This is a genomic window from Paenibacillus ferrarius (assembly GCF_002027705.1).
GTDB classification, from domain to species: Bacteria; Bacillota; Bacilli; order Paenibacillales; family NBRC-103111; genus Paenibacillus_E; species Paenibacillus_E ferrarius.
On the sequence record NZ_MBTG01000028.1, the window covers coordinates 25,253 to 49,160 of the forward strand.

General features: G+C 45.4%; 15 protein-coding genes. 13 read left to right on the top strand and 2 right to left on the bottom strand.

Annotated elements, in window-relative coordinates; all coding sequences use genetic code 11:
• Window positions 1-32: 32 nt before the first annotated feature.
• Together BC351_RS26410 and BC351_RS26420 are read left to right on the top strand one after the other, a co-directional pair.
• Window positions 33-1,232 (top strand): DUF418 domain-containing protein, encoded by a 1,200-nt coding sequence (locus BC351_RS26410; RefSeq protein ID WP_144028540.1) that lies wholly within the window; start codon window positions 33-35, stop codon window positions 1,230-1,232.
• Between the two features lie 793 nt (window positions 1,233-2,025).
• A complete protein-coding gene (locus tag BC351_RS26420) occupies window positions 2,026-2,628 on the top strand; it encodes a DUF2238 domain-containing protein (RefSeq protein ID WP_079416660.1) in 603 nt (200 codons plus the stop codon).
• Window positions 2,629-2,883: 255 nt separating this feature from the next.
• On the opposite strand, the gene BC351_RS26425 is transcribed toward BC351_RS26420, so the two are convergent.
• Window positions 2,884-4,008 (bottom strand): PepSY-associated TM helix domain-containing protein, encoded by a 1,125-nt coding sequence (locus tag BC351_RS26425; RefSeq protein ID WP_079416662.1) that lies wholly within the window; start codon window positions 4,006-4,008, stop codon window positions 2,884-2,886.
• Window positions 4,009-4,617: 609 nt separating this feature from the next.
• Here BC351_RS26425 and BC351_RS26430 point away from each other — a divergent pair.
• Together BC351_RS26430 and BC351_RS26435 are read left to right on the top strand one after the other, a co-directional pair.
• Window positions 4,618-4,884, top strand: a complete 267-nt coding sequence (locus tag BC351_RS26430; RefSeq protein WP_144028541.1) for a hypothetical protein — start codon at window positions 4,618-4,620, stop codon at window positions 4,882-4,884.
• The gene (locus BC351_RS26435) at window positions 4,860-5,177 is read left to right on the top strand and encodes a hypothetical protein (RefSeq protein ID WP_079416666.1); all 318 of its coding nucleotides are present in this window, start codon (window positions 4,860-4,862) and stop codon (window positions 5,175-5,177) included. The genes BC351_RS26430 and BC351_RS26435 overlap by 25 nt, the downstream gene beginning before the upstream one ends.
• Before the next feature lie 78 nt (window positions 5,178-5,255).
• On the opposite strand, the gene BC351_RS26440 is transcribed toward BC351_RS26435, so the two are convergent.
• Window positions 5,256-6,011 carry a spermidine synthase gene (locus tag BC351_RS26440; RefSeq protein ID WP_079416668.1) on the bottom strand — a complete coding sequence of 252 codons (756 nt, stop codon included), beginning with the start codon at window positions 6,009-6,011 and terminating at the stop codon, window positions 5,256-5,258.
• 150 nt (window positions 6,012-6,161) lie between these two features.
• Here BC351_RS26440 and BC351_RS26445 point away from each other — a divergent pair, with 150 nt between their 5' ends.
• The 9 genes from BC351_RS26445 to BC351_RS26490 all read left to right on the top strand — a co-directional run bounded on the left by BC351_RS26445 (window position 6,162) and on the right by BC351_RS26490 (window position 23,887).
• Window positions 6,162-6,662 carry a DinB family protein gene (locus BC351_RS26445; RefSeq protein ID WP_079416670.1) on the top strand — a complete coding sequence of 167 codons (501 nt, stop codon included), beginning with the start codon at window positions 6,162-6,164 and terminating at the stop codon, window positions 6,660-6,662.
• A gap of 992 nt (window positions 6,663-7,654) precedes the next feature.
• Window positions 7,655-8,986: a redoxin domain-containing protein gene (locus BC351_RS42445; protein WP_158082239.1), complete on the top strand. Its 1,332-nt coding sequence runs from the start codon at window positions 7,655-7,657 to the stop codon at window positions 8,984-8,986.
• 353 nt (window positions 8,987-9,339) lie between these two features.
• Complete coding sequence (sdaAB, locus tag BC351_RS26455; protein ID WP_079416672.1) at window positions 9,340-10,017, top strand: L-serine ammonia-lyase, iron-sulfur-dependent subunit beta; 678 nt, start codon at window positions 9,340-9,342, stop codon at window positions 10,015-10,017.
• Window positions 10,018-10,902 carry an L-serine ammonia-lyase, iron-sulfur-dependent, subunit alpha gene (gene sdaAA / locus BC351_RS26460; protein ID WP_079416674.1) on the top strand — a complete coding sequence of 295 codons (885 nt, stop codon included), beginning with the start codon at window positions 10,018-10,020 and terminating at the stop codon, window positions 10,900-10,902.
• Window positions 10,903-12,077: 1,175 nt separating this feature from the next.
• A complete protein-coding gene (locus tag BC351_RS26470; RefSeq protein ID WP_079416678.1) occupies window positions 12,078-19,682 on the top strand; it encodes an S-layer homology domain-containing protein in 7,605 nt (2,534 codons plus the stop codon).
• Between the two features lie 94 nt (window positions 19,683-19,776).
• The gene (locus BC351_RS26475) at window positions 19,777-20,988 is read left to right on the top strand and encodes a HupE/UreJ family protein (protein WP_079416680.1); all 1,212 of its coding nucleotides are present in this window, start codon (window positions 19,777-19,779) and stop codon (window positions 20,986-20,988) included.
• A 48-nt stretch (window positions 20,989-21,036) separates the two neighbouring features.
• Window positions 21,037-22,056, top strand: coding sequence for a permease (locus BC351_RS26480; RefSeq protein ID WP_079416755.1), 1,020 nt, complete (start codon window positions 21,037-21,039; stop codon window positions 22,054-22,056).
• A gap of 10 nt (window positions 22,057-22,066) precedes the next feature.
• Window positions 22,067-22,996: a TIGR03943 family putative permease subunit gene (locus BC351_RS26485; protein ID WP_079416682.1), complete on the top strand. Its 930-nt coding sequence runs from the start codon at window positions 22,067-22,069 to the stop codon at window positions 22,994-22,996.
• 33 nt (window positions 22,997-23,029) lie between these two features.
• Window positions 23,030-23,887: a cupredoxin domain-containing protein gene (locus tag BC351_RS26490; protein ID WP_158082240.1), complete on the top strand. Its 858-nt coding sequence runs from the start codon at window positions 23,030-23,032 to the stop codon at window positions 23,885-23,887.
• Window positions 23,888-23,908: the final 21 nt, after the last annotated feature.

Below are 23,908 nucleotides of genomic sequence, written 5' to 3' on the forward strand. Positions count from 1 at the left end.
CGAAATTCAAAGGCTAATTGGAGGTGGTTCAAGTGGTTCATCAATCAAATAGATTGTGTATTATAGACAGCATGCGGGGATTCAGCTTGCTGGGCATTCTGCTGGCGAATATGCTTATTTTTCAATATGGCATATGGGGAAAGGACGAAATAGCCTTATATTCCTTATCGCAAGCGGATTCGGCTGCCAGGACGCTTTTGCACATTTTCGTCGAGGGCAGCTTTATGCCCATTTTTACATTTCTATTCGGCTTTGGGATGATCAAGATGAAGGAGAGTCTTGAAACGAAAGGCTTGAAACCCAAAAGGTATTTGGCTCGCCGGTTTCTTTTGTTGTTTGCAGCAGGCATTGTGCATGGCACTTATTTGTGGGAAGGGGACATCCTAGGTTTCTATGGGGGCATGGGCTTCTTTCTGCTTCTTTTCATGAATAGGAAAGCGAAGACTCTGCTGATATGGGGCGCATTGCTGCTGAGTTTGTTCGGCCTGCTGGGGTTAGCGCCTGAAAGCACGAGTAATCATTCCTTAACAGAAGATAAGCCCCGTATGGAAACCTATGTGAAGGAAACGATCACGATTTACGGAACGGGCACTTACGAGGAGATCAAGCATCACCGCAATACGGCAGATCCACTTGGATTAAATGATTACTTGATTGTAGGCATGCTGCTGTTTGCGCCGCTGCTGACGGCACCATTGTTTCTGTTCGGTATGTATGCGGCCAAAAAACGATGGTTCCGCCAACCAGATGATGAACGATCTATGTATTTGAAAGGAATGCTCAATTTCCTGCCGATAGGACTCCTGTTGAAAGGGGCAAAGGTTGTGTTTCCTGGCCAAGGCTGGAGCGAAATGGCCGAAATGATCGGAGGAAATCTCTTGTCGCTTGGGTACATTTTCGCGTTCTCTCATCTGTATGCGGCAGCCAAATCGTCGCCTTGGTTCTTGCGTTTCGAAGCTTTAGGGAAGTTATCTCTGACCAACTATTTATTGCAATCCATCATCTGCACATCGATTTTTTATGGCTACGGAATGGGATGGTTCGGCAAGCTGGGGGTAATCGCAGGCTGCGGGCTAGCCCTTGTCATTTATATCGGTCAGCTCTTCCTTAGCCGCTGGTATCTGACACGCTTTCAATCCGGGCCCGTAGAGCGGGTGCTCCGCATGTGGACCTATTTCTCCTTCAGCGGTAAATCCAGAAGCAAGGTTCCATATGAGTCCTCCTCGATTTAGACGAACAGACATGATGATAAAGCGTTGGCCATAAGGGGCCAGCGTTTTTTTGCATGCTACGGCTTAATTTTAAAATGTAAATCATCTAATTAACTGATCCAGCATTGGCATAATAACTATGAGGGATCCCATGAATGTAGGCGTGGAAAGGATAAGACTAGTAATGGCTAGATATCTATAGCAAAGGACCAGTCCAATACTTATATTTTAAGATGAAAGAGCGAAAGTCGTAAGTACTAAGTATAAATAGTACTAGCGTCATTAGTTTAAGCCTACTAAACTCAAATTATAAGATTTGGATCGAGTTCGGAGGGAAGCTTATGACACTAGTCATTTTGTTTATAATCGGAATAACCATAGCAAGCGTCAAATATGGCCGTTATGGGGCGAGCCGGATGGTAGTTTTTGTTGAAATCATCTTCGCTATTGGAATGCCGGTATGTTTATTTTATCTATACAAGATTTGGTTCCCTAGTTATTATGGTGGATTCATTACAGGACTAGGTGCTCTCTTCGTTGCAAGTATGATGATTTTCGTGAATATAATATGTATCTATCCATTGACAAACTATCTTCGCAGCAAGCTCCAAAATAAGCGTATGACTTGTTACATTTATTTCCCCCTCATGTTACTCTCCGGTCTGAGTCAATATATGTGGTTAGTTTGGTTAAACTGAATATGGACACAATGATGAGAGGGGCACAACACGATGTTTAGGAATCAATCATACGGTTTAATGTTACCTATTTAATCCAACAACGGTATGTTTCGAGGCGAGTGAGGGGATTGCACATGAAAAAGTATGCAGACAGAGGGAACGACCTCTTCGAACTGGTCATGTATGGAGTTGCGGCGGTTTGTTTTGTTTATTTTTTGATAAAGGGTAACTGGGCAAAAGTGTTGGAGGCCGCATTGATCATTGGCGTGCTGCTGCTGATTCGAGTCGTGGTGAAAGTCACCCAAACGCCTATGTTTGCTGCGCTGAGGTTCTGCATTTTATTGTTCATCACGATCACTATGATTATGGCAAATGAGTTCGGGTTCTACAGTATCATTCCCTATCTGGATAAGTACGAGCATCTGTTTTCAGGTGTTATTTTATGCTTTGTCGGCTTATTAATTTATAAAAAGGCGAATGACAGCGGCACAAGCAGTGCATCCAATTCCCGTGTTGCGATATGGCTGAGCTTGTTCTTTTCCATTGCGATGGCGGGAGTTTGGGAAATATATGAATTTACGACGGACCATTTCTTAGGTCTGAACTCGCAAAACGGCAGCTTGGTTGACACGATGACTGATATTATTTGCGGTACCGCAGGTGCAATCGGAACGAGTATTTATTTGGCTTTTCAAGCGAAAAACAAAAAAATGCCTCTCTTGGATGAGAAGCATTGATTTGAATGTTGGCAGGTGACATTGCTTCGATGAAACGGAACTAGGGTACGCTATTGTGAGGAAAATCAGCTAAACCTGAAGGAAGCGGAACTGGGGTACGCTATTTGTGCCAAATAGCACGATTTGTGATCAAAAAGTCTGAAATAGCGTACTGTAGTTCCGCTTCGTCCGGAATTTAACTCATTTTGCTGAAATAGCGGATTCTAGTTCCCTTTGAGAACAATCCTCTCCATAAACTGGATCGTATTTATAATCTTAAGCCGCCGCCGCAGATGAAGCTGATTTGTTGCGGCTTTTTTTGCGTGCGTTGGCTTTGATGCGCCAGATGAAAAGGCCTGTGATCATGAGCGCGAGCGGCGTCATACCGAAGAAGAAGCTGATGATTTTGAGCGGTTCGCCGCCCCATGTGGCGAAATGCAGGCCTTTTCTCCAAGCGTTATACAGGTTGATCGCTAGATTTGGGTTCGTTTTGTATAAAATAGCTCCTGTGGAGCCATCCATGTAAACAGTGCTGTTGCTGCCTGTGGAAGCGCTGAAGCCTTCTTGCAAGCCGATTTGGTAGGATTGGCCGGCTTTTTGGGGCAGTTGTATTTTGATCAATTCACTTGTAGGATAGGTTTCTTTAACGATCTCAACTGCGCGGTCCAGTGGAAGCACGGCTGCGTCCTTCGTTTTGCTTTGTAAAGCTGTCGCCGGAATTTCTTCCTTCGCCTTGAAGCCGACCCAAGTTGGGATCGATTTTTCGAAGGCGTTGATTGTACCCGTTAACGCCAAGACAAGCAGGAACGGAATGGAGATGATGCCTACGGTTTTATGCAAACTCATATGCTTCAAGAACTTGCCGCGACCCAGCACAACTCGAAAGCCTGTTGCAAGTTTTCGAAGACCCGGCCACCATAGGTATATACCCGTTACGAGCATTAGAACGAGTGCGATGCCTAAGATCCCAACGACGGAAGCTGCCGGAACTTTACCGATTACTGAGGTCAGCAAGAGATAGCGATGAAGCTGATAGATGGTGGCAAAAGGCTCCAGACGGTCCACTTGCACGCGGCCAAAGGTATCTCCTGTACCTGGATCTGCATAGACGGTGAAGTTTTCTTTGCCGCCGTTAGCTTGGGTCAAATGAACACGATAGTATGGTTCTTTGTTAGGATACTCGATCCGATCGGTAAAGAATCCAGGATTGGCCGAATCGGCATGTTGTTTAATGACAGATGGACTAACACTCCCTGATGTTGCTGTGTGATTCACAGGATGCATCCAGCTTTCGACTTCAGGTTCAATCAGCAGAAGACTGCCTGTCGTACAGGTTAATACCACGAATATGCCCAGCGTCAAGCTGAGTATAAGATGGATGGCTAAAATGGTTTTTCTCATTACGTAATTCCCCCAGTATCCTATGTAGATATATAATTCTCTGTCGCTTTCTCAAATGATAATGATAATCATTCTACGAATTAGCATTTACAATGATAATCATTATCAATTTAAATGTCAATAAAGTTTACATAAAAATAGGGGAGTAAAGTTGAAACTTTTTTTACACACATAAAGGAGCTGCCCAGAGGTACGCCGATAATGTTCAACAGGTTAAAAAATTTAACGAAGAGGTCAAAAATCTGCCTATTCATGTGTAAATTTTTCCAGAAGAATAGAAGGTAACAGCTAGATCTGAACTTAAATGAAAGCGTTTTAATTATCAAGGAAAGGAGTTCATATGCGAACATTCTGAAGTCAGTTACACACCCAAAGGAGGAAGAATGTGATGATTTTACGGACGGATTATAAACGATCCATAAATCGCTGACAGCTATTAAGGTTGAACAGGCCTGGGCCAAAGAGAAAGGGCTCATTGACGATCTGAGCTACAGCAGTGAGCTGAAGCGCTGGAAGCAAGAAAATGAACGGAGAAATCAAGCGGTTCGCCAGAAGAAACCGATCTATGGACCGATTCAATACGAGGAGCGTGGATTTTATGAATATGAATTGTCTAATTTGCGAATTCGATTGAAAGAAGTATTATCCAAGCAAGTTTATAAGATTTCTGATGATGTGCTGAGAATCAAGTACGAAGCAATTAAGGAGCAGCAGTTCAAAAAGCCGGACACCATTCAGCTATGGAAGGTTGCCATCCCCGATCAGGACGGAAAAGGAAAAGAGCGCATGAAACTAGCCAGCGATAAGCTTGCCAAGGCGAGGATTTCAGGCAGATCGCTCAGAGCTATGCAATGGATGGGAAAGGTTGGGAGCTAGGCATAAATGGCGACAATCAGAAACAGATATCGGAAACAGCTCCGATATTGTTTGAGGAAGCGTTAAAGCTGCCGGCAGGACAGCAAAGCTCGGTTTTCGAAGAAAACGGCACGCTGTTTATCGTAAAATGCGCAGCTCGGACGCAAGGAGGATATGAGCCTTTTGAGCAGGTGAAACGGCAGATCAGCTCCTTTTATGTGGAGGAGAAATATAAAGAAGAGGTGGATCGGAGGACGCAAGCGGCCACCACTGAAATTGTTCAGAAAAATTTGGATAAAGTCGAGATTACATAGGGAAGGTTTCGTGTGAGATAAAGGGATGATTGCTTAAAGCATGGTGCAGTTTGGCTCCTAAGAAGCTCGCAAAAGCTTTCAATCCCTAATGAGATAACCAGGCTCAAGCTCAATCTCCGTAAATCCAGCCAAATGGCGGGCTTGATAGTCAATCGGCATGTTTCGGCCAATGATGATCATATTCTGCACATCCCGAACACCGTCAGCTGGCAAAGCGAAGGTCTTCGTGTAAGCAAATTCCTCGCGCAGTGTCGTATGGATGGCATGGATGAGCCGGTCTTGCTGCCCTTTGCCGAATAGATTCATGATGACCGAACCTTCGGGTTGGAGCTTTTCACGGGTTAGCTTGAAAAAAGCCTGTGAGGTTAGATGCCGCGGCGTTCCTTTGGAGGTGAAGGCATCCAAAATCAAATAATCATAGGTATGCGGTTCCTCCTGTTCAAGCAAAAGCCGACCATCGCCAATCACGACGTTGTTCTGGGTGTAATGGAAGAAACGCTTGCTTAATTCCACGACGGTAACGTCTAGCTCCGCTATTTTAAAGCGTTTCTCCGGGAAATGGCCGGCGATCGTCCCGATCCCATGTCCGATGACGAATACATGCTCGAAGGAGCGATGATTCATTTCCATAAGGTGAATGATGGCCCGCGGGTATTCAAAAAGGATGCGTGCCGGATGATTGACATCCAGAGCGCCTTGTATCGCATCATTTGAGAATTGCAAAACACGAAACAGACCTCTCTCGCCGTATAGCTCCGTGGTCTCATAGACAGATATATCATGATTATCGTTGGATTCTCTAAATAATGGCTGCAAGTTTATAATCTCCTGTATGCTGTGTGAAGTGTTTTATTTATAAAGTATAGTCAAAATTTTATTTTCTTCCGTTCGAACCCTGACAAATTGTTGTCAGGGTATTAGTCGTATCATAAAGGAAACGCTTAACGATATCAACGAATACGGGCGAACAAGGGAGCAGAAATCATGAGCCATATTGCGAGAACGATGTGCGATTTCCATGTCTGGGCGAATCAAACGATGTTAACTCACCTGCAGAAGCTGCCAAAAGAGGTATACACAAGAGAGATTCAAAGTGCTTTTCCGACGATATCCAAAGGCATCTCCCATATTTACCTCGTGGATACGTGCTGGTTGGATATTGTGGCGGGAAAAAGCATGAAGGAAGCTATGGCCATTGATCCAGAGTGGAGCCAAGATATAGAAATGACAAATATTGAGGAAATGATCGTTCTCTACGCCGAACTGGCGGAGCGGTTTAAAGCTTTTTTGGACCAACAGGCGGACTTGGATACAAAGCTTGTGGTGGATAATCCTTATGCGGGAGTCAGGGATACCAGTATGACGGAAATGATCTTGCAGATTGTCAATCACGCAACCTACCATCGCGGCAATATTACGGCAATGCTGCGCCAAATGGGGCACGCCTCTGTGATGACGGAGTATGCGTTGTATTGGTATTCATGATGGACTAAGGTTCACTAAGGTTCAAACACTTGGGAGTATCTGCAGGAGTGAGTTCCTGCGTATGTGCATCTATTGGTGGCTTTGAAGCAACTGTAGGATCAAATTCCTGCGAGTGTGCATCTTTTTTTCTATAAATCCACCTGCATGACCTAAATTCCTGCGAATATGCATCTTTTGGTAGATTATTTCTAGTTTTAGGAAGAATAATCTATAGATTCCTGCATAATTGCAGGTTTTTGCATTTTTCAGGCGATTTTGTTGAAAAAGCCTGCACTTTTGCAGTTTTTAGAGTGAGGAACTCTTCAGTGGTACCTGAATTGCTGCGATTGCTCATCTTTTGGTGACTTTGCACTTTTGCAGTTTACAAGGTAACTACGCGCTCCTTCAGCACACGGGATTAGCTCAACACCGCACCTTAAAGCTCCCAACAAACTCCTGAGGCCATCCGCAAAAAGATTGCACGGAGTACGAGGATGATCCGCTAGAAGCTCTAGGCTATTTCACTCTGCTGTCAGTAAATCGACGCCAAGCATGGTCTAGTGGACATGCCCGGTCTCAAGAAAGCTGCCTGCATTCTGTAGGTTCCCTCATGTTGATCTATGCCTTTTTGTACTATGATCAAGTAGATAAAGTCTGAATTCTTAACCAAGGAAGGTGCTCGAGCCGCCTATGACTAAACGTTGTTCTAATCACTTTGGGCTGATGACGACGGGGAGTATCGCTTATTTCATTGCTTCCAAGGAAATTCCGCGCAAGTGCACCTGATCAAACGAGAGGGGAATACGCTCATTTCGTCAAATGGGGGTCTCAGGCGGTGTCCGGTTGATCTCATAATCGATATAATGACCTGCTAAGGCTAAGGGCCTAATGACGGGTCATTTTTTTGTCGGATTTGCAATAAATTTATGCAAGATATGGTAGTCATTCTCCCTATTTTCAGCTACACTGAAGGAAGCAAAAGTTAACTATGATGCAAAATTGGGGTGCCAAATATGGCTAAGAAAGGTTTATCGATCGGGAAGAAAGCAGCACCATTTCGATTAGACTCTACGCAAGGGATCAAAGGTTTGGAAGAGTTCAAAGGAAAGCCGTTAGTCATTATTTTCTTGCGTGGAACATGGTGCCACAACTGCCAGAAGCAGATGCCGGAATTAAACGAATATTACGAGCGTTTTTTGGATAAAGGCGTTAATCTAATTGCTATTGCTGGGCAAAAGTTGGCTAACATCAAGGATTATGCGGCAGCCAAAGGCATTAAATTTCCTATTTTATCCGATGAAACCAGAGAAGTGATCAAGTCCTACGAGGTTTTCACACCGATTAAGTGGGACTCTTTTCGTATTGCCATTCCAAGTACCTATATTATTGATGAAAATCAAATGATTCGATATTCCTATATTGGCGAAAATCAAGCAGATCGGCCATCGGCGAAGGAAATTCTCGAGGTCATTGACACGCTGTCGATTGTTTCGGATGACTCTGGCTCCATTCAAGAGGAGCTTCCGGTTTTCTTGGCGAACATGAAGTCTACATTAGAGCATGTAAATACATCTGCCGCCTACGTAACGAAGAGTGTAGAAGGCAATCTGCATAATATTGAAGGATTAAAGAAGGCTTCCCAACGAAACTACGAGCATTTAGAGGGGGCCGTGGACAATTATCAGAAGAAGTCGAGCGAGTTAAACGAATTCAGCCAGCAGCTTAATGCCACCTCCGATGAATTCACTGATATCCAGCAGATGAATGATCAATTGAGTCATAATATTCAAACGACACGCGGATTAATGGATGAATTGATCAGCATGACGAATGTCGTTAATGATATGAGCGCGGTCATCTCCCAAATTTCCAAACAAACCAAAATTCTCGCCTTGAACGCTTCGATCGAAGCAGCTCGCGCGGGTGAGCATGGCAAGGGCTTCGCTGTAGTCGCCCAGGAAGTAAGCAAACTGGCGCATGGCACCGAGGAATCGGCGGGTAGTATTACGGCACAACTGCAAGCCATTGATGAGAAAATCAATCAAAGCTTCTCTTCGTTTGCTACTTTTGAGACGACGATGAACACCGTTCGAGAACGCATTTCAGTCAATTCCGCTCAAATCCTCACCATTTCGGATGGGATCAAGAGCATCGCAGATGACTCCTTGCAGCTGGGGGAAGAGTTGAACCAGATCAAAGACAGCCAGCAGCATGCACAGATCGATTTGAGCCAAATTCAAGAAATAGAAACGACGATTAATTCCGAAGTCAATGACATCTTGCATGATATGCATTATCATGTCGACCAGTTGAATGCTTTGGATGAGAGAATGAAAAAGAAGTGAAGAGCGGAATTTAGTGAATGCGGAGTGAAAACTAGGCAAACAAGTAAGAAAAGAGTAGTAGTTTAGTGAAGCTCCTTCATAAGCCCTTTGGCTTAGTGGATGGGGCTTTTTGCTGGCCCAGTTCTTATTGCTGGGGTTCAATAACAGTCGGGATGAGATGGTGTTTTACATGCAAAGACTATTTATACGTGAATATGTTACTATGGAGGTTGACTGCACATAGAGCCGCAAATGCCGCCTGGATTGGAAAAGCAAGCTTTTGTGGAAATATAAGGATAAAACGACGCCTTGTCTTTCTGTGAATCGCTTCATACAATAGAAGAAGGAACATCATAAGAATGGAGCGCTGCATGATGCGGTTTAAAGATGTATTTTCCATCATCGGGCCATCCATGATTGGCCCCTCCAGCTCCCATACGGCTGGAGCTGTTCGTCTGGGACGTGTCGCCAGACAGCTGTTGGGTGAGCAGCCAACCAAGGCTGAAATTACGTTATTTGGATCCTTTGCCGATACGTATAAGGGACATGGCACTGATTTGGCACTTGTTGGCGGATTGCTGGATTTCGAAACCGACGATCCGCGTATTCCAACGGCTGCTGAAGAAGCCGAAACGCTAGGTGTTGAAATTGCTTTCCTTACAAGCAAAGACAAAGCAGACCACCCTAACACGGTACAGTTTGCTCTTTCATCCGGTACGCGCGAAGTGACCATGACGGGCGCATCCATTGGAGGCGGCAACGTTGAAATTGTGAACGTCAACGATTTTGATGTAAAGTTTACAGCCGTGTATCCGACGTTAGTCATTTCTCATCATGATCGTCCGGGGATGATTGCTGATATTACGACCTTGTTGGGGCGCAACCAAATCAATATTGGGTTTATGGATCTGGATCGGAAAGGCCGTGATCGCGAAGCGATGACGGTTATTGAAACGGATGCGGACATTCCAGATTCTTTGATTGAAGAGCTGATGAATTTAAGTATGATTACGAATATACGAAAAGTGGATCTCTCAGAAAGAGGCGATTAAATGAGATTCAGGACATTAAAACAACTGGCTGAGCTCAGCATGTCAGAGGGAAAGACAATTGCCGAAGTCATGCTGGCCGACCAAAGCCAAGAATCAGGGAAGCCGCCGGAGTATGTATTTCAAAAGATGCGCGACTACTACCAGATTATGAAAGAAGCTGTTGCCAAGGGGCTGACTGAGGATACCACCTCGCGGAGCGGGTTAACGGGGAAAGATGCGCAGCGCGTTGCCAGCTATTTAACCACCTCTGAAGCTTCATTAGGTGAAGAAGCTTGCAAAGCGATGGCTTATGCCCTTGCTGTATCCGAAGTCAACGCGTCCATGGGCCGGATTATTGCGACACCGACGGCTGGTTCCTGCGGCATTATTCCCGGTGTTTTTATTAGCAGTCAGCAGCGTTTCGGCTGGGATGACGATCATATGGTGAATGGGTTGTTAAGTGCAGGCGCCATCGGTTACGTGATTGCGAATAATTCTTTCGTCTCGGGTGCCGAGGGAGGCTGCCAAGCCGAAGTCGGCTCTGCCATTGGAATGGCCGCGGGGGCGCTGGTTGAGCTTCGCGGCGGCACACCGGAGCAGGCGATGCATGCGGTCGGGCTTGCGCTTAAGAACACCCTTGGGCTCATTTGTGACCCAGTGGGCGGCTTGGTTGAGATCCCTTGTATCGTTCGCAATGGATTCGGTGCGGTGAATGCCATGGCAGCGGCCGATATGGCTTTGGCCGGTGTTAGATCGGTCATCCCTTCGGACGAAGTCGTCCAAGTGATGTATGAAGTGGGCACGGCGATGCCTGAGAAACACCGCGAGACCGCCAAAGGAGGCCTGGCGCAGACGCCAACAGGCCGGCAGATTATGAAAGAGCTTAATTTGAGCAAAAAGCGATAGAGAGAGGAACCTGCGGCGGGTAGCCGCAGGTTTTTTTGTTGTTTTAGCGCTAAGGTGGGCGAAAAGCTTAAGATGACCTCCTTAAAGCTGAAAAACAGGCTTACAGGGGGAAGGTGCTGATTTCTCCGCGAGTGGAAGCTGAGAGGCTGAAAAACAGCCCTAAGGTGAGGCAGGATGCGCGAGAGGAGCTGCATAAAATCAAAACGATCATAAGGTTGAGGGATGATTCCTATCCCCTGACCTTATTTTGCCTGGATGTCGGTGGGAAGACAGAGTCTGCCAAGGGGAAAACATCGAGTTCGCTCTGACCTGGCTGAAAAAGTGCTCTCCACTTGATAAGAAGGCAGTCTCGCCCCCCCGAAGCAGGTAATATCCGCCCAAAAGCAAGCTGAGCCTGCCGAAAAGGCAGTCTCACAAGAAGAAAAGCCCCCACCCCGCTCTGAGCCTGCCAAAAAGGCAGTCTCGACTCCTGAAGCAGGTAATATCGGCACAAAAGCAAGCTTAGCCTGCCGAAAAGGCAGTCTCACAAGAAGAAAAGCCCCCACCCCGCTCTGAGCCTGCCAAAAAGGCAGTCTCGCCCCCCGAGGCAGGTAAAAATCCGCGCAAAAGCAAGCTGAGCCTGGAGATTTTACACAGGGAGTTGGCCTATGATAATTGTGAACATATGTTAATTTTAATATTTATCTTATGTTCATTTATGGTTCATTTCGAGATTAAATTTATTTGGGAATACATGGAACAATGATGATAATTTTCTTAAAAATAGGTAGTATTTACCTTATAGAATACCGTTTTTCCACGAAATTACATTAAAGAAATTATGTTCATTCGAAATAAATCTTTTTTTTAAAAATTTACATTCACCTAACAAATTCAGAATTGAATCATGTTATAATTCCATTGATTCTGCGCATAGAGGAGTAGTATGCACGGGGGTAGAGGGAGGGGAGTAGGGATTAACGACCATAAAAAAGCCGCTATCCATTAGCTTTTGGCGGGGCGCATGGATAGACAGCTGATGAGGCTTCTTAGCGAATGAGAATGCTCTTTCGTTAGGAAGTTCTACTCTATAATGTAACAGAAATTGGAATCTGTATGCAAATCGGCATTAGAAGAACGGACAGTAAAATAGATGTTATTCACATCTACTGATTTCAGGGAGGCGAATCTTATTCATGTTTCAATATATAAGTAAGCATAAGAAGTGGTACAGCCTCATTATGACCCTTGTTATGTTAGTAACAATGGCGATTCCACTGCGACCCATTGGAGCGGAAACGGCTTCTACAACATTAGTAAAATGGGATTTTGCCAACTCAACGCCAACCGCGACGGAGGGGATATCGGAGAACCTGAGCAAGCAGGTATCTGTAGTTGGGGCTGGTACCTTGGGGTATGTAGCAGGAGCTTCAGATAAAGCTGCTACGACAACCAATTGGGTGGCGGATAGTTCCTACTGGGAAGCCCCGTTTGTGACAACGGGTTACACGGGAATTCAATTATCTTCCAAACAAGGAAGTTCGAACAAGGGGCCCAAAGATTTTAAAGTTCAGTATAGTTTAGATCACTCTACATGGAAAGATGTACCCAATAGTGCTGTTGTAACTGCAAACAATTTTACGTCAGGCGTGTTAAGTAATCTTAGCTTGCCTTCAGAGGTAGATAATCAAAGCATCGTGTATGTAAGATGGGTAGTTGCCTCTACGATTGCTGCTGATGGTACTGCGATCACTAGCGGAGGGACGAGCAAAATTGATGATATCGTCATCACAGGCACCTCCAAGAACCCTTCGAATACGCCGCAAACAGCAGCTCCAGTCGCAGCTAAGCTTTCTTTTCCTACATTAACTAATGTAAAGGGAACAGCTGGGGCGGTAGGAAGCAGTGTGCAGGTCGCTGTATATTTTGACGACAATGCCTTGGCTGGAGCAACAACAGCTGCAGTAGACGGCTCGTTTGATCTAACGATCACCAACGCGCAGTCCAAAGCCTCTGTGTTTATCACAGCGACTGAAAATGGCAAAGATCCAAGCAATAAGGTTCAGGTAAACCTCACGGTAGCTCCCAAAACGGCTCTTCCTGTTGCATCGAAAATCACATTCCCGAATGTGTTAACGATCAATGGTGCCGCAGGAGCTGTTACAGCGAACAGTTCCGTTACGATCAACTTGGCGGATAACTCGATAGCTGGTTCAGGAACGGCGGGAGCAGATGGTTCTTTTGCCATTAGCCTAACAAATCCAAACTCGAATACTGTCGTATATGTTACTGCGCAAGAGCAAGGGAAAACAAGCAGCGATAAGGTTGCTATTACGCTTGCTACACTTGCAGACTCTTACAAAGCTGGAGACATTGTCTTTAGTCAGTTTTATGTAAATGGCGGTAATAGCGGCGCGTTCTATAAAACCAAATTTTTAGAACTGTATAACACGACAGACCAAGATATCAATTTGAATGGCTGGTCTGTTGCCTACACAGCGGCGGGTACCATGGCGTTTGCGGCTGGAAAACCGCTAGCAGGGATCATTAAAGCGCATGGCTACTACTTGATTGCTGGAAATACAGGCGCGACAGGTGCAGCTTTGCCTGTGAAACCTGACATCGATTTGGGAAGCGGGATAAACCCAAGCGCATCAACGGGAGGAGCCTTTGTTCTTGCCAAGAAGACGGACGCTGTAACAGGTACAGCCGATACGGATGTTATCGATCTGTTGGCTTTTACGAACGCTTCGACAACGACATTTAAAAACCCGCTTTACTGGGGACAACCTTTTGTGGCTACCAATCTAGGAAGCGGTACGATCTTACGGAAAACGATGGAAGGATCGGATCCAAGAGGTGCGGTTGGTTCAAACAATGGCTGGTTTACGAAAGATCCATCCAAGGATTTTGTTGTGAATGCACCTTCTTCCACCAGCAATCCGGCTGAAATTATTATTCGCAATTCAAGCTATATGATTTCACCAGTTGCTTCCAAAATTACGCTTTCCACAAGTGGAAACACAAGTCAGGCAGTGGGCACAGCAGGAGCGGTTCCAGGCGCTTCAACTGTAAAAGCCTACCTTGAGAACAATGGTGTAGTAACAAGTGCAGCTCAAGTTACAGCTGCTGCAGATGGCTCTTTTACACTGAGCTACACGAATTCCACCAATAACCCTACTGTTTATCTCACACATACGGATACACAAGAAAGCAAATACACACAGATTCAAGTAGCTGGATCTAACACGCAGACGTCTACAATTGCTAATTTACGTAAAAACGATATAAACGGATTTCCGCTTAGTCTAGGTTACACCGCTACGATCGAAGGGGTTATTACCTCAACGAATGGTGCGCTGGGCAGCGAATTAACAAGCTTTTACGTGCAGGATGCTACAGGCGGTATGAATATTATTAGCCCTATTTCTCCTGCCTATGAAGTTAAAGTTGGCAAAAAATTGCGTTTGACAGGTCATGTTGTCATGACTAGCGGTACAACACAATTTGTTCCTTCAACGGTAACGGAATTAGGAGATGACACGGCTCCAGTGCCTGTATCTATTCCTCTAACGGCCCTGAGCAGTTACGCGACGGCGGAACAACTGGAAGGAAAATTCGTTTCTTTTAAAGCGAAAGTGACGAATATTCCTGCATCTGGTCCGGATTACAACGTAACGGTTACAGATGAATCAGACAACACAGCGATCGTGAGTCTCTTAAGCACTACAGGCATTGACGTGGCTGGCGGGGCTGTGACACTTGGTGAAACTTATACCTTCACGGGGATTGTGAAGCAAGCCAAGATCACTTCGCCTTATACGAGCGGTTATATGGTAATGCCTAGAGCAGCTTCTGACATTTTGGGAGAGCTGCAAATTGCTCACACGCCGTTAACGAAAGCGTATATCGGTGTCGATACGAGCTTCAAAGCTTCCGTGAAGTTTGCGGATCGTGTAACGGTTTGGTACAAAGGGCAGCTTGATGCTGCGTATACACCAATTGCTTTAGCTTCAGCAGATAAGCTGAATTACAACGGCAAAATTGCTGCAGGCAGCATGCCAACCGGAAAGCTCTTGTATTATATGGAAGCTGTAAACCAGAGTACCACCAAAAGTGTAGGCAGCAGTTCAGCCCCTATTACCGTGGATATTGTGGAAGATACAGATGGACCGGAGTATACAGATCTGCTTCCTCTAGAGGGAGACGAGCTGGAAACCAAACATCCGGCTATATCAGCTACTCTGGATGATGCGAATGGTGTTGATCCTGCATCTATTCGGATTTATATCGATGATCTAGCGCATGATTTTACATCTAAGGCTGTAATTACAGAGACAAGAATTAAGCTGGTCTTAACGACAGCAGATGATTTGAGTGCCGGAGAGCATACCATCATTCTTAAAGGCCAAGATAAACTTGGCAATGCCTCCACAAAATCATGGAAGTTCAAAATTGCGGAAAGATTCGTCGGCGGTAATCACTATTACGGGACAACGCATAACCATACGAACATTTCTCATGATGCGGATGGTTCGCCGGAAAGTGCCTTGATTGCAGCGAAAGCGCACCATTACGACTTTTTCGCTTTTTCTGATCACTCGCATGATATCGACTCTTCCTTAGTCGGCTCGGATAACGTGGATCACAACGGGATGCCAGAGCGGACAGGCGGATCGAACTGGGCGTTGACCAAAAGCCTCGCAAAAGATTATACGAAGGATGGAAGTTTCGTTGTATTCCCTGCCTTCGAAATGACTTCAACAACTTGGGGACATTCCAATGTATTTGGAACATCGAATTTTATCGACCGGGTTGAAAGTGGCGGCAAGTATCAAAATTTACAGAGCTACTATGCTTGGGTTCTGACTTACGATAATATCGTGGCTCAATTCAATCATCCGGCTATGTCAGCCAATGCTTTCGATAATTTTATTCCCTATGATAAAAATGTTGATCGACTCTTTACGATGTTAGAAGTAGGTAACGGTTCTGGTAAATATTCGTATGCAAACGCGCAGGATAAGTTTTTCAGTGCGCTTGATCTAGGATGGCATGTCGCTCCGACGTATGGAGAAGACAACCATGATGCGACATGGGGAGAAACTAAGCAGCGTACGGTTATCGTCGCTAAGGATCTAACGCAAGACTCGCTAATGGACGCTATGCGCAAGAAAAGAGTTTACTTTACGGAAGATCCAAACGCCAAACTAGAAGTATCCGCCAGCGGCTGGTACATGGGCTCAACAACAGATTCCAAAACATTGGATTTTCAAATTGTTGGCAGTGATTCGGTTCTGGAACAGAAATCAGATCCTGCTTACAGCTATCTGAAAACCGTAAGCAATGACAATATTGCTAAGGTGGAACTCATTACGAATGGCGGAAGAGTGATAGACACTTATGTGCCTAAAACGGATAGTACTTCCTTTACTTGGTCGCCTACCGTTAATGTGATCGGCGGACAGCAATGGTTTGTGACACGGGTAACGCAAAAGGATGGAGATCGCATCTATTCGTCGCCGATTTGGTCGCCAGTTGAGCCTATTGCGGTTAAAGTAAGCAATGTTTCTGCTGTTGAGGGAGCCGTTGTAGGTGGATATGATGCACCGCTCAAAGCAGGAATCAGCAACATGGGGACAGTGGATGTTACTAACCTCACGGCTCACTTTTACTATGATCAAGTAGATGCAGCTCATCTTATCGGTGATGCGCAAGTCGCTTCTCTGAAAACGAATAGCTCAACTACAGCTAGTGTGGTTTGGAGCAAGCCTCCAGCTGGAGATCATCGCGTCATCGTCGTTATGAATTCGACGGATCAAGATTTGGGAGACAATAAATTCGAACAAGCGTTTACTGTAAAACCTCCCCTTGGAAAAACAATCTTGATCGATGCTTCCAAGAACAATGAAAATACGACCAAAGATACAGGGACGTACAAAGATAACTTGAAGCTGTTTACAACGATGATGAGACAACAGGGATATACGGTAGCCGAGAATACGGCGGCTATTACAGACGATACGCTTAAATCTGCGGCTGTCTTGTATATTTCACACCCATCGTCCAGTTATGGCTCTGCCGAGATTGCTGCTATCACTAAATTTGTAGCGCAAGGCGGATCTCTCTACTTAGCGGAGAAAAGCAATTATGGCGGTTCCAATCAAAATCTGAATGCCATTTTAGCAGGTGCAGGCTCAAGTCTCATGGTCAATAATGATGGCGTGTTCGATGAAACGGCCGATGGGAACTTCTGGGGAACACCACTGACTTCTAATTTCTCAGTCCGTGCTCATCCGAAGCCGGTTAGCAATAACTTAACCGATTTTGTTCCAACGATTGAATACTACAGTGGATCCAGTGTGGCGAAAAGTGATGGCAAGGGGAATAAAGTTGCCTTGACTGATACAGATGCTTTGACGATTCTAGTTCGCGGGAATGAATCAACGTTCCAAGATGCGGCTCAAATCAAAGCAGATTCTGTCGCCTATAATCCTCGCACACCTAATGGAAAAGCGGGTCCAGCTTTAACGGATGTAACAGGCGGGTCAGCTATTCCTCTCGTTGCATCTGAAATTGTCGGCAAGGGCAGAATAGTCGTTTCCGGTATGAACATTTTCAACGATAAACAAATGGATCAAACATTTAATGCCAAAGGTAATGATCCGTTTGCCATGAATGTGATGAACTGGTTATCACACTTGGAACCCAAAGTAACGCCAATCGGTGATGCACGTAATTTAGCCGAAGGTACAACCGTTCTGGTCCAAGGCAAGGTAACGACCGCAGCAGGGAACTTCTTCGATTCAGCTTATGTACAAGATGAAACCGGCGGTATTATGGCGTTTAATGAAGTACCAGTTGGCACTCTTAAATTAGGCGATGTTGTTCGTGTATATGGACACATCAAAATTTTTGAAAATAATACAGAGCTCGAATTTGATAAATTTGATAACAGTATTGTGAAGGTTAGTTCAGGTACTCCGCTTGTTCCTAAAGTTGTGAGTACGAAGGATTCCATCTCGGATGCTTACCAAGGCCAATTGGTCAAGGTAACAGGTAATGTCGTCGCAAGACCAGACGCTACAACGTATGTAATTAACGATGGTTCTGGCGAAGTTATGGTATTCGTGGATGGATACATTATTAATCAAAGCGGACCGATTCCTCAGCTGCAAGTGGGTGAAACCCTAGAGGCCATTGGTCTTTCAGGAAAGTATTCACAAGGTGACCGGATCCGGGTACGGGATACGAAGGAACTGAAAAAAGTAACGTCCATGCCAGTGAAAGTAACCGGAGTAACGCTGGACAAAGCAGCAGTAAGCTTAACAGTGGGAGCGCAAGAAACGTTGACAGCAGCAGTAGCGCCAATGGATGCGACGAACAAAGCTGTGAAGTGGAGCACGAGCGATAGCAAAGTCGCCACCGTAGTGGACGGAGTTGTGACTGCGATAAGCGCAGGAACAGCGACGATCACCGTGCAAACGGATGACGGATCATTCGAAGCTGCGACGGTTGTGACGGTTAGCAGTAAGAACGAAGGAAATGGCGGTAATGGCGGTAATGGCGGTAATGGCGGTAGTGGTGGTAGTGGCGGTGGTGGCAATAGTGGTGGCAATAGTGGCGGCAATAGCGGCAACAGCGGTACCTCTAGTCCATCTACGCCAACAACAACCCCTGAGGAACAGTCAGGGAAAGTAGTCATTTCTGCGGAACAGCTTAAATCGCAAGAAAGTGGAAAAACAACGATAGCAGTTAAATCCGATACGACAGAAGTGAAATTGCCATCCCATGCTTCTGAACTGCTTGGCAGCGGAAATCTGGTGATTAAGTCAGACAAGCTGGCGGTGGAAGTGCCGGCTAGTATTCTGAAACAGCTGGAGAGCAAGCTTACTTCGGAAGATCTTAAGGATAGCGCGATTTCGTTGAAATTGAGCCCAATCAACTCGGCGGAGGCCAAGACGATTATTGCTCAAAGCGAGCGTACGTCATCTGCGACAATTAAGCTGGCAGGCGAGGTGTATGAATTCAGTCTGTCGATCACCTCGGCAAACGGCAAAGTGGAGCAGCTAACGAAGTTCGATCAACCAATCGTGATTCGTTTGAAGGTAGATGCGAGTATTAATCAAAAGCTGGCAGGTATATTCTATATCTCTGATTCTGGAGAATTGACGTATATTGGCGGCGACTACAAAGATGGCGAGATAACAGCAGCCATCAGCCATTTTAGTAAATATGCCGTGCTGGAAGTGAAGAAAACATTCAAAGATGTGCCTGCGAGTCACTGGGCATTCAATGTGATTTCGGAGCTTACGGCTAAGCAGATGCTAAATGGAACTGGGGAATCAACGTTTGAACCTTCTCGCTCAATTACGCGTGCTGAGTTTACAACGATGCTCCAAAACGTAATGAAATGGAGTGACGCGAGCACACTGGCGATCTTCTCCGATGTGCCTGCAACGGCTTGGTATGCGAAAGCTGTAGCAAGTGCTAATCAAGCAGGCATTGTTACGGGCAAAAGTGCCACCCAATTCGATCCTAATGGTCTCATCACGCGTGAGGAAATGATTACGATGACGATGAGAGCCTACGAGAAGTTTGGCGGTACGAAGGCTCAGGTTCAAAAGGACACCAGATTTGACGATATGAATCTCGTTTCTTCATGGGCCCAAGAGCACGTGCAGAAGGCTGCTAAACTGGGACTCATTCAAGGAAGGGCGCAAGGGCAATTTGATCCTTCGGGCATGACTTCCCGCGCCGAAGCGGCACAAATCATTTATAACTTACTTGGCAATAAATAAATCATTTTACCGAAAGGGAGAGAGGGACCATTCCGAAAGAATGGCATCCCTCTTCCTTTTCTCTACATTATTTTAACTAAAATGGGGGATTTTCATGTATAGGCAATTAGTGTCTAAAGGCCGGTTGGCGGTGTGTTTGATCGCCTTAGCTTTGCTTTTAGTCCTGCCATTCAAGCAAGCGGCTTATGCCCATGCGTATAGTGCAAGTTATGCTACGCTCGATCTAACCCAATCACAAACCCGCTTAACGTTTGCCATCGATGAGCTCTCTGTTATCGAATTGGCCGGTGGGGATACAGATAACAACAAGATGCTGGACCAAGCGGAGTTTGAGGGAATTCGCGATAAATTTGCAGATGTCATTAAACCTCAATTAACGCTGAAAATCGGTGGTCAAATTCAGGCTATGCAGCAAATTCAAAGCATTGTACTTGATCGGGAAGGCGATGCCTCCAAAGTGCTGCTAACTGCGATCTATCCGCCAGTACTCGCTTCACAGAACATTTCATTGAAGGATACCCTGTATCAAAATGATACGAAAACGAATTATGTTAATTTATTGACGATTCATTACGGTACGCAGAGCAGCACAGCGGCCTTGTCGGCAGAGAACCGCAGCTGGGCGATGCAGCTGACGGATGCGGATTTTGCCAAATTGCCGCCGGATCTGCAAAGCATGCCAGCTGCTGCTTCTCAGAAAGCTTCTTCGGCCACAGACGCAGGGAAATCGGTCGATAGCAAAGTGGAAACGGACGCAATATCCGGCTGGTACTCCTTTTTTATGCTGGGCATCCATCATATTCTTGGCGGTTATGACCATTTGCTGTTCTTATTTTCATTGCTTATCGCCAGACAGACTTACAAGCAATACGCCACTATGATTACGGCTTTTACAATCGCGCATAGTCTTACGTTAACCCTTACTGTCCTAAATATTATCGCAGTTCCTCCTTCTATCGTGGAGCCGCTTATTGCGCTAAGCATTTGCTATGTGGCCATTGATAATATGGTACGCAAATCAGTCAGCTACCGCTGGCTTCTCACGTTTCTATTTGGCTTGATTCATGGTATGGGCTTTGCTGATATTTTGAAAGGGATGAACATTCCGAAGACCGAGCTGGCTACGGATTTAATCAGCTTTAACCTAGGGATCGAAACCGTGCAGCTGATCATCGTGGCCATCTTCATTCCGCTTTTGTACATGATGCACCGGGTCAAATATGCGAGGAAAATTGTGATTTCCGGATCTGCGCTGGCTTTGTTGTTAGGCGGGATCTGGCTGGTTGAAAGAGTGTTCGAAACGTAACATTATTCAAGTTGTATCATTCGTTAGGAGAGGGTCCTGTTGCAGCAAATGGCAGTAACGAAAAAAACAAACAAGTCCAATGCTAACCTATTTGTTCTACTGTTTCTTCTAGGTATCGTTTCTCTCTATGTGTTTACGTATGAATCACCCGGGTCTGTCCTAAGCAGTCCCAAGCTCCAAGTGTTCAAGACGGTGTTCATTTCCATGATTATCGAGGCGATGCCGTTTATTTTGATAGGCGTGTTTGTATCCGCGCTTTTGCAGGTGTATGTATCGGAGCAAATGATCCGCAAAATGATTCCTCGCCATCCTGTGCTGGGCATTCTAACGGCCAGTGTACTTGGTATCATCTTTCCCATTTGCGAATGCGGCATGGTACCAGCGATCCGCAAGCTGATTCGCAAAGGCATGCCCGTTCATGTGGCGACAACGTTTATTCTTGTTGGTCCTATCTTGAATCCGGTTGTGTTCTGGTCCACTTGGACAGCTTTCCGCAATCGGCCGGAAATGGCCTTTTCACGTATGGGATTGGCGTTCCTATGTGCCCTGCTCATCGGGCTGATCGTATATCGGTTTGCAAAAGGCAACCCGCTGCGTCAAACAGCAAGCGATTTGCACAGTCATGATCACGAAGAGGATCATTCTCATACACATGCAAGCAATAAAGTTGTAAGTGTCATGGGTCATGCAATTGAAGAATTTTTTGAAATGGGCAAATATTTATTGTTCGGCGCGTGTCTAGTTGCCGTTTTGATAACTTTCATCAGCCAAGAAAGCTTGGTATCACTTGGACAAGGCGCATGGAGCTCCAATTTCATGATGATGGGTCTCGGCTTTCTTCTGTCATTATGTTCGACCTCGGATGCTTTTGTGGCTCAATCGTTCATGACCACCTTCTCCAAAGGTTCGTTGATTGCGTTCTTGGTCTTTGGGCCGATGCTGAATCTCAAAGGTCTTCTTATGATGCTGGCCGTTTTTAAAACAAAATTTGTTGTTCTATTAAGTCTGTTAGTTTTTGTGTTCGTCTATGCAGGCTCTATCATTCTAGAATATACAGTACTGAAATGAGGAAAGACCTATGCCGAAAAACTGGAACATAAAAGCCCTCCATCATTTTATCAAGTCCGGCATTCTTGCAGGGTTTGCAGGAGTCTTGCTGAAGCTGCTCCTTACAGGGGACATGCTGCTGTATATCGCACCGCACTTAATGCTCTATGTCGACATCGCAGTGTGCGGCTTAGTGATCATGACTGCATTTCAAATCTATGTCGCTTTCCTATCTCTTAAGAAAAATGTCGTTGTCTGCGATTGCGGGCATGATCATTCCCATAGTCATTCCCATAGTCATTCTCATGAGCCTTCGCGCTCTTCTTGGTTGCATGTAGGGATTTACAGCCTATTTATTTTTCCGCTTATTTTGGCCACGATCTTGCCGAACACAGCTCTAGCCGGTTCAATGGCTCAAGGCAAAGGGATGAATGTTAGCGGCATTTCGGCCAAAGGGAAAGACGGCCCCGTTGAATTGGTCAGCATGAAGGGCGGCGTAGATCCAGCCGTACAAAATATGTTCAAAACGAACGTGTACAATCGCGATTACGCGAAACTAGGCATGCGCTTGTACAATCAGGAAATGATTGAAATGAAAGATCAATGGTTTATCGAAAAGCTGCAAGCAATCAATACCTTTGTGGATAACTTTCAAGGGAAGAGTATTAAAATTACAGGTTTTGTTTATCGCGAAGAAGGACTTCCTGCCTCCCAATTTATTATTGGACGTATGGCGATGACGCACTGTATAGCGGACATCTCCCCTTATGGGATCATTACGGAGACACCGGATGCGGGCCAGTATCCCAACGATACGTGGCTAACCATTACAGGAACGATTGATCACACAGAATATCACGGGCAGAAAGTAATGAAGATTAACATTGAGCAGATTGAACCGGCAGTGGCTAATGCAGTTCCTTACGTGTATCCGGATTGGAATTTTGCCTCTGAATTGTAAGTGAATTTCTAGTCTTCTATGGAGGTGCCCTGTATGGCGCTCAGTATTGGCAGTTTGGTTCTTATAGGTTTAGGTCTAAGTTATTTCCTTATAAATCTTTATAAATGGAATGCTGCGCTATCCAAGTTGGCTGGCAAGACGATCATCACTCTGCTCGCAGCGATTGCTGGCTTGTCGGTAGGGATGCTGAGCATTCAAATGTTTGCCTACCAAGTTTATTTATCCCTAAGCTTATCCATTTTCCTGATGTTGGTTTTAGGTTACATGGCGGGTAGATTATGGGGCGTGTATGCGATATGGAACACTGTGCTGACGGGGATACTTGGAGCTATCGTGGGTGTTCGTTGTGGCATGATCTTCTATTTATCCGGCAAAGTGATGTTTGTTACGGATGTCATCGTAATGATCCTGCTGTTTTTACTTTTAAAAGGGATGGAGTGGCAGGCGGGTCTTTCCTCTCAAACAAAAAGCTCTAAAACGAACCTGCTTTCAGCAAGGCTTGCGACTTTATGCCTTTCTGTAATCGTGGCAGGAGCTGCTATTGCCTTGCTTGTTCAGAAAGATCAGATCGTTGTTGGTCAGATTGGACAAAAAGAGACACAGGAAGCCGTCTATGAGGAATCGAACGATCTGCAAACCATCAGAATTGAGTTGAATGCAGGGGGTTTTAACCCGAAGAATGTCAATTTTAAAAAAGCGACCATGATTAAAGCCGTCTTTGTCGTATCCGCGTTAAGCGATGAAGGTTTAAAGTTGAAGTCGACGGACTTGCATATCGATGCCGTATTGAAGAAAGGCGACAATGTATTTCTGCTGAACAACCCGCAGCCTGGCACGTATACGTACACGGTTGGCGATCAGAAGGCGACAGGCACTTTTACGATAAAATGAAGTTGTCATATTGGACATATA

What these genes read in the sequence shown, in the direction of transcription:
- BC351_RS26420 (WP_079416660.1), top strand. Translation starts at nt 2,026, where the DNA reads ATGAAAAAGTATGCAGACAGAGGGAACGACCTCTTCGAACTGGTCATG.
- BC351_RS26425 (WP_079416662.1), bottom strand. Translation starts at nt 4,008, where the DNA reads ATGAGAAAAACCATTTTAGCCATCCATCTTATACTCAGCTTGACGCTG.
- BC351_RS26435 (WP_079416666.1), top strand. Translation starts at nt 4,860, where the DNA reads ATGGATGGGAAAGGTTGGGAGCTAGGCATAAATGGCGACAATCAGAAA.
- BC351_RS26445 (WP_079416670.1), top strand. Translation starts at nt 6,162, where the DNA reads ATGAGCCATATTGCGAGAACGATGTGCGATTTCCATGTCTGGGCGAAT.
- BC351_RS42445 (WP_158082239.1), top strand. Translation starts at nt 7,655, where the DNA reads ATGGCTAAGAAAGGTTTATCGATCGGGAAGAAAGCAGCACCATTTCGA.
- sdaAB (WP_079416672.1), top strand. Translation starts at nt 9,340, where the DNA reads ATGCGGTTTAAAGATGTATTTTCCATCATCGGGCCATCCATGATTGGC.
- sdaAA (WP_079416674.1), top strand. Translation starts at nt 10,018, where the DNA reads ATGAGATTCAGGACATTAAAACAACTGGCTGAGCTCAGCATGTCAGAG.
- BC351_RS26470 (WP_079416678.1), top strand. Translation starts at nt 12,078, where the DNA reads ATGTTTCAATATATAAGTAAGCATAAGAAGTGGTACAGCCTCATTATG.
- BC351_RS26475 (WP_079416680.1), top strand. Translation starts at nt 19,777, where the DNA reads ATGTATAGGCAATTAGTGTCTAAAGGCCGGTTGGCGGTGTGTTTGATC.
- BC351_RS26480 (WP_079416755.1), top strand. Translation starts at nt 21,037, where the DNA reads ATGGCAGTAACGAAAAAAACAAACAAGTCCAATGCTAACCTATTTGTT.
- BC351_RS26485 (WP_079416682.1), top strand. Translation starts at nt 22,067, where the DNA reads ATGCCGAAAAACTGGAACATAAAAGCCCTCCATCATTTTATCAAGTCC.
- BC351_RS26490 (WP_158082240.1), top strand. Translation starts at nt 23,030, where the DNA reads ATGGCGCTCAGTATTGGCAGTTTGGTTCTTATAGGTTTAGGTCTAAGT.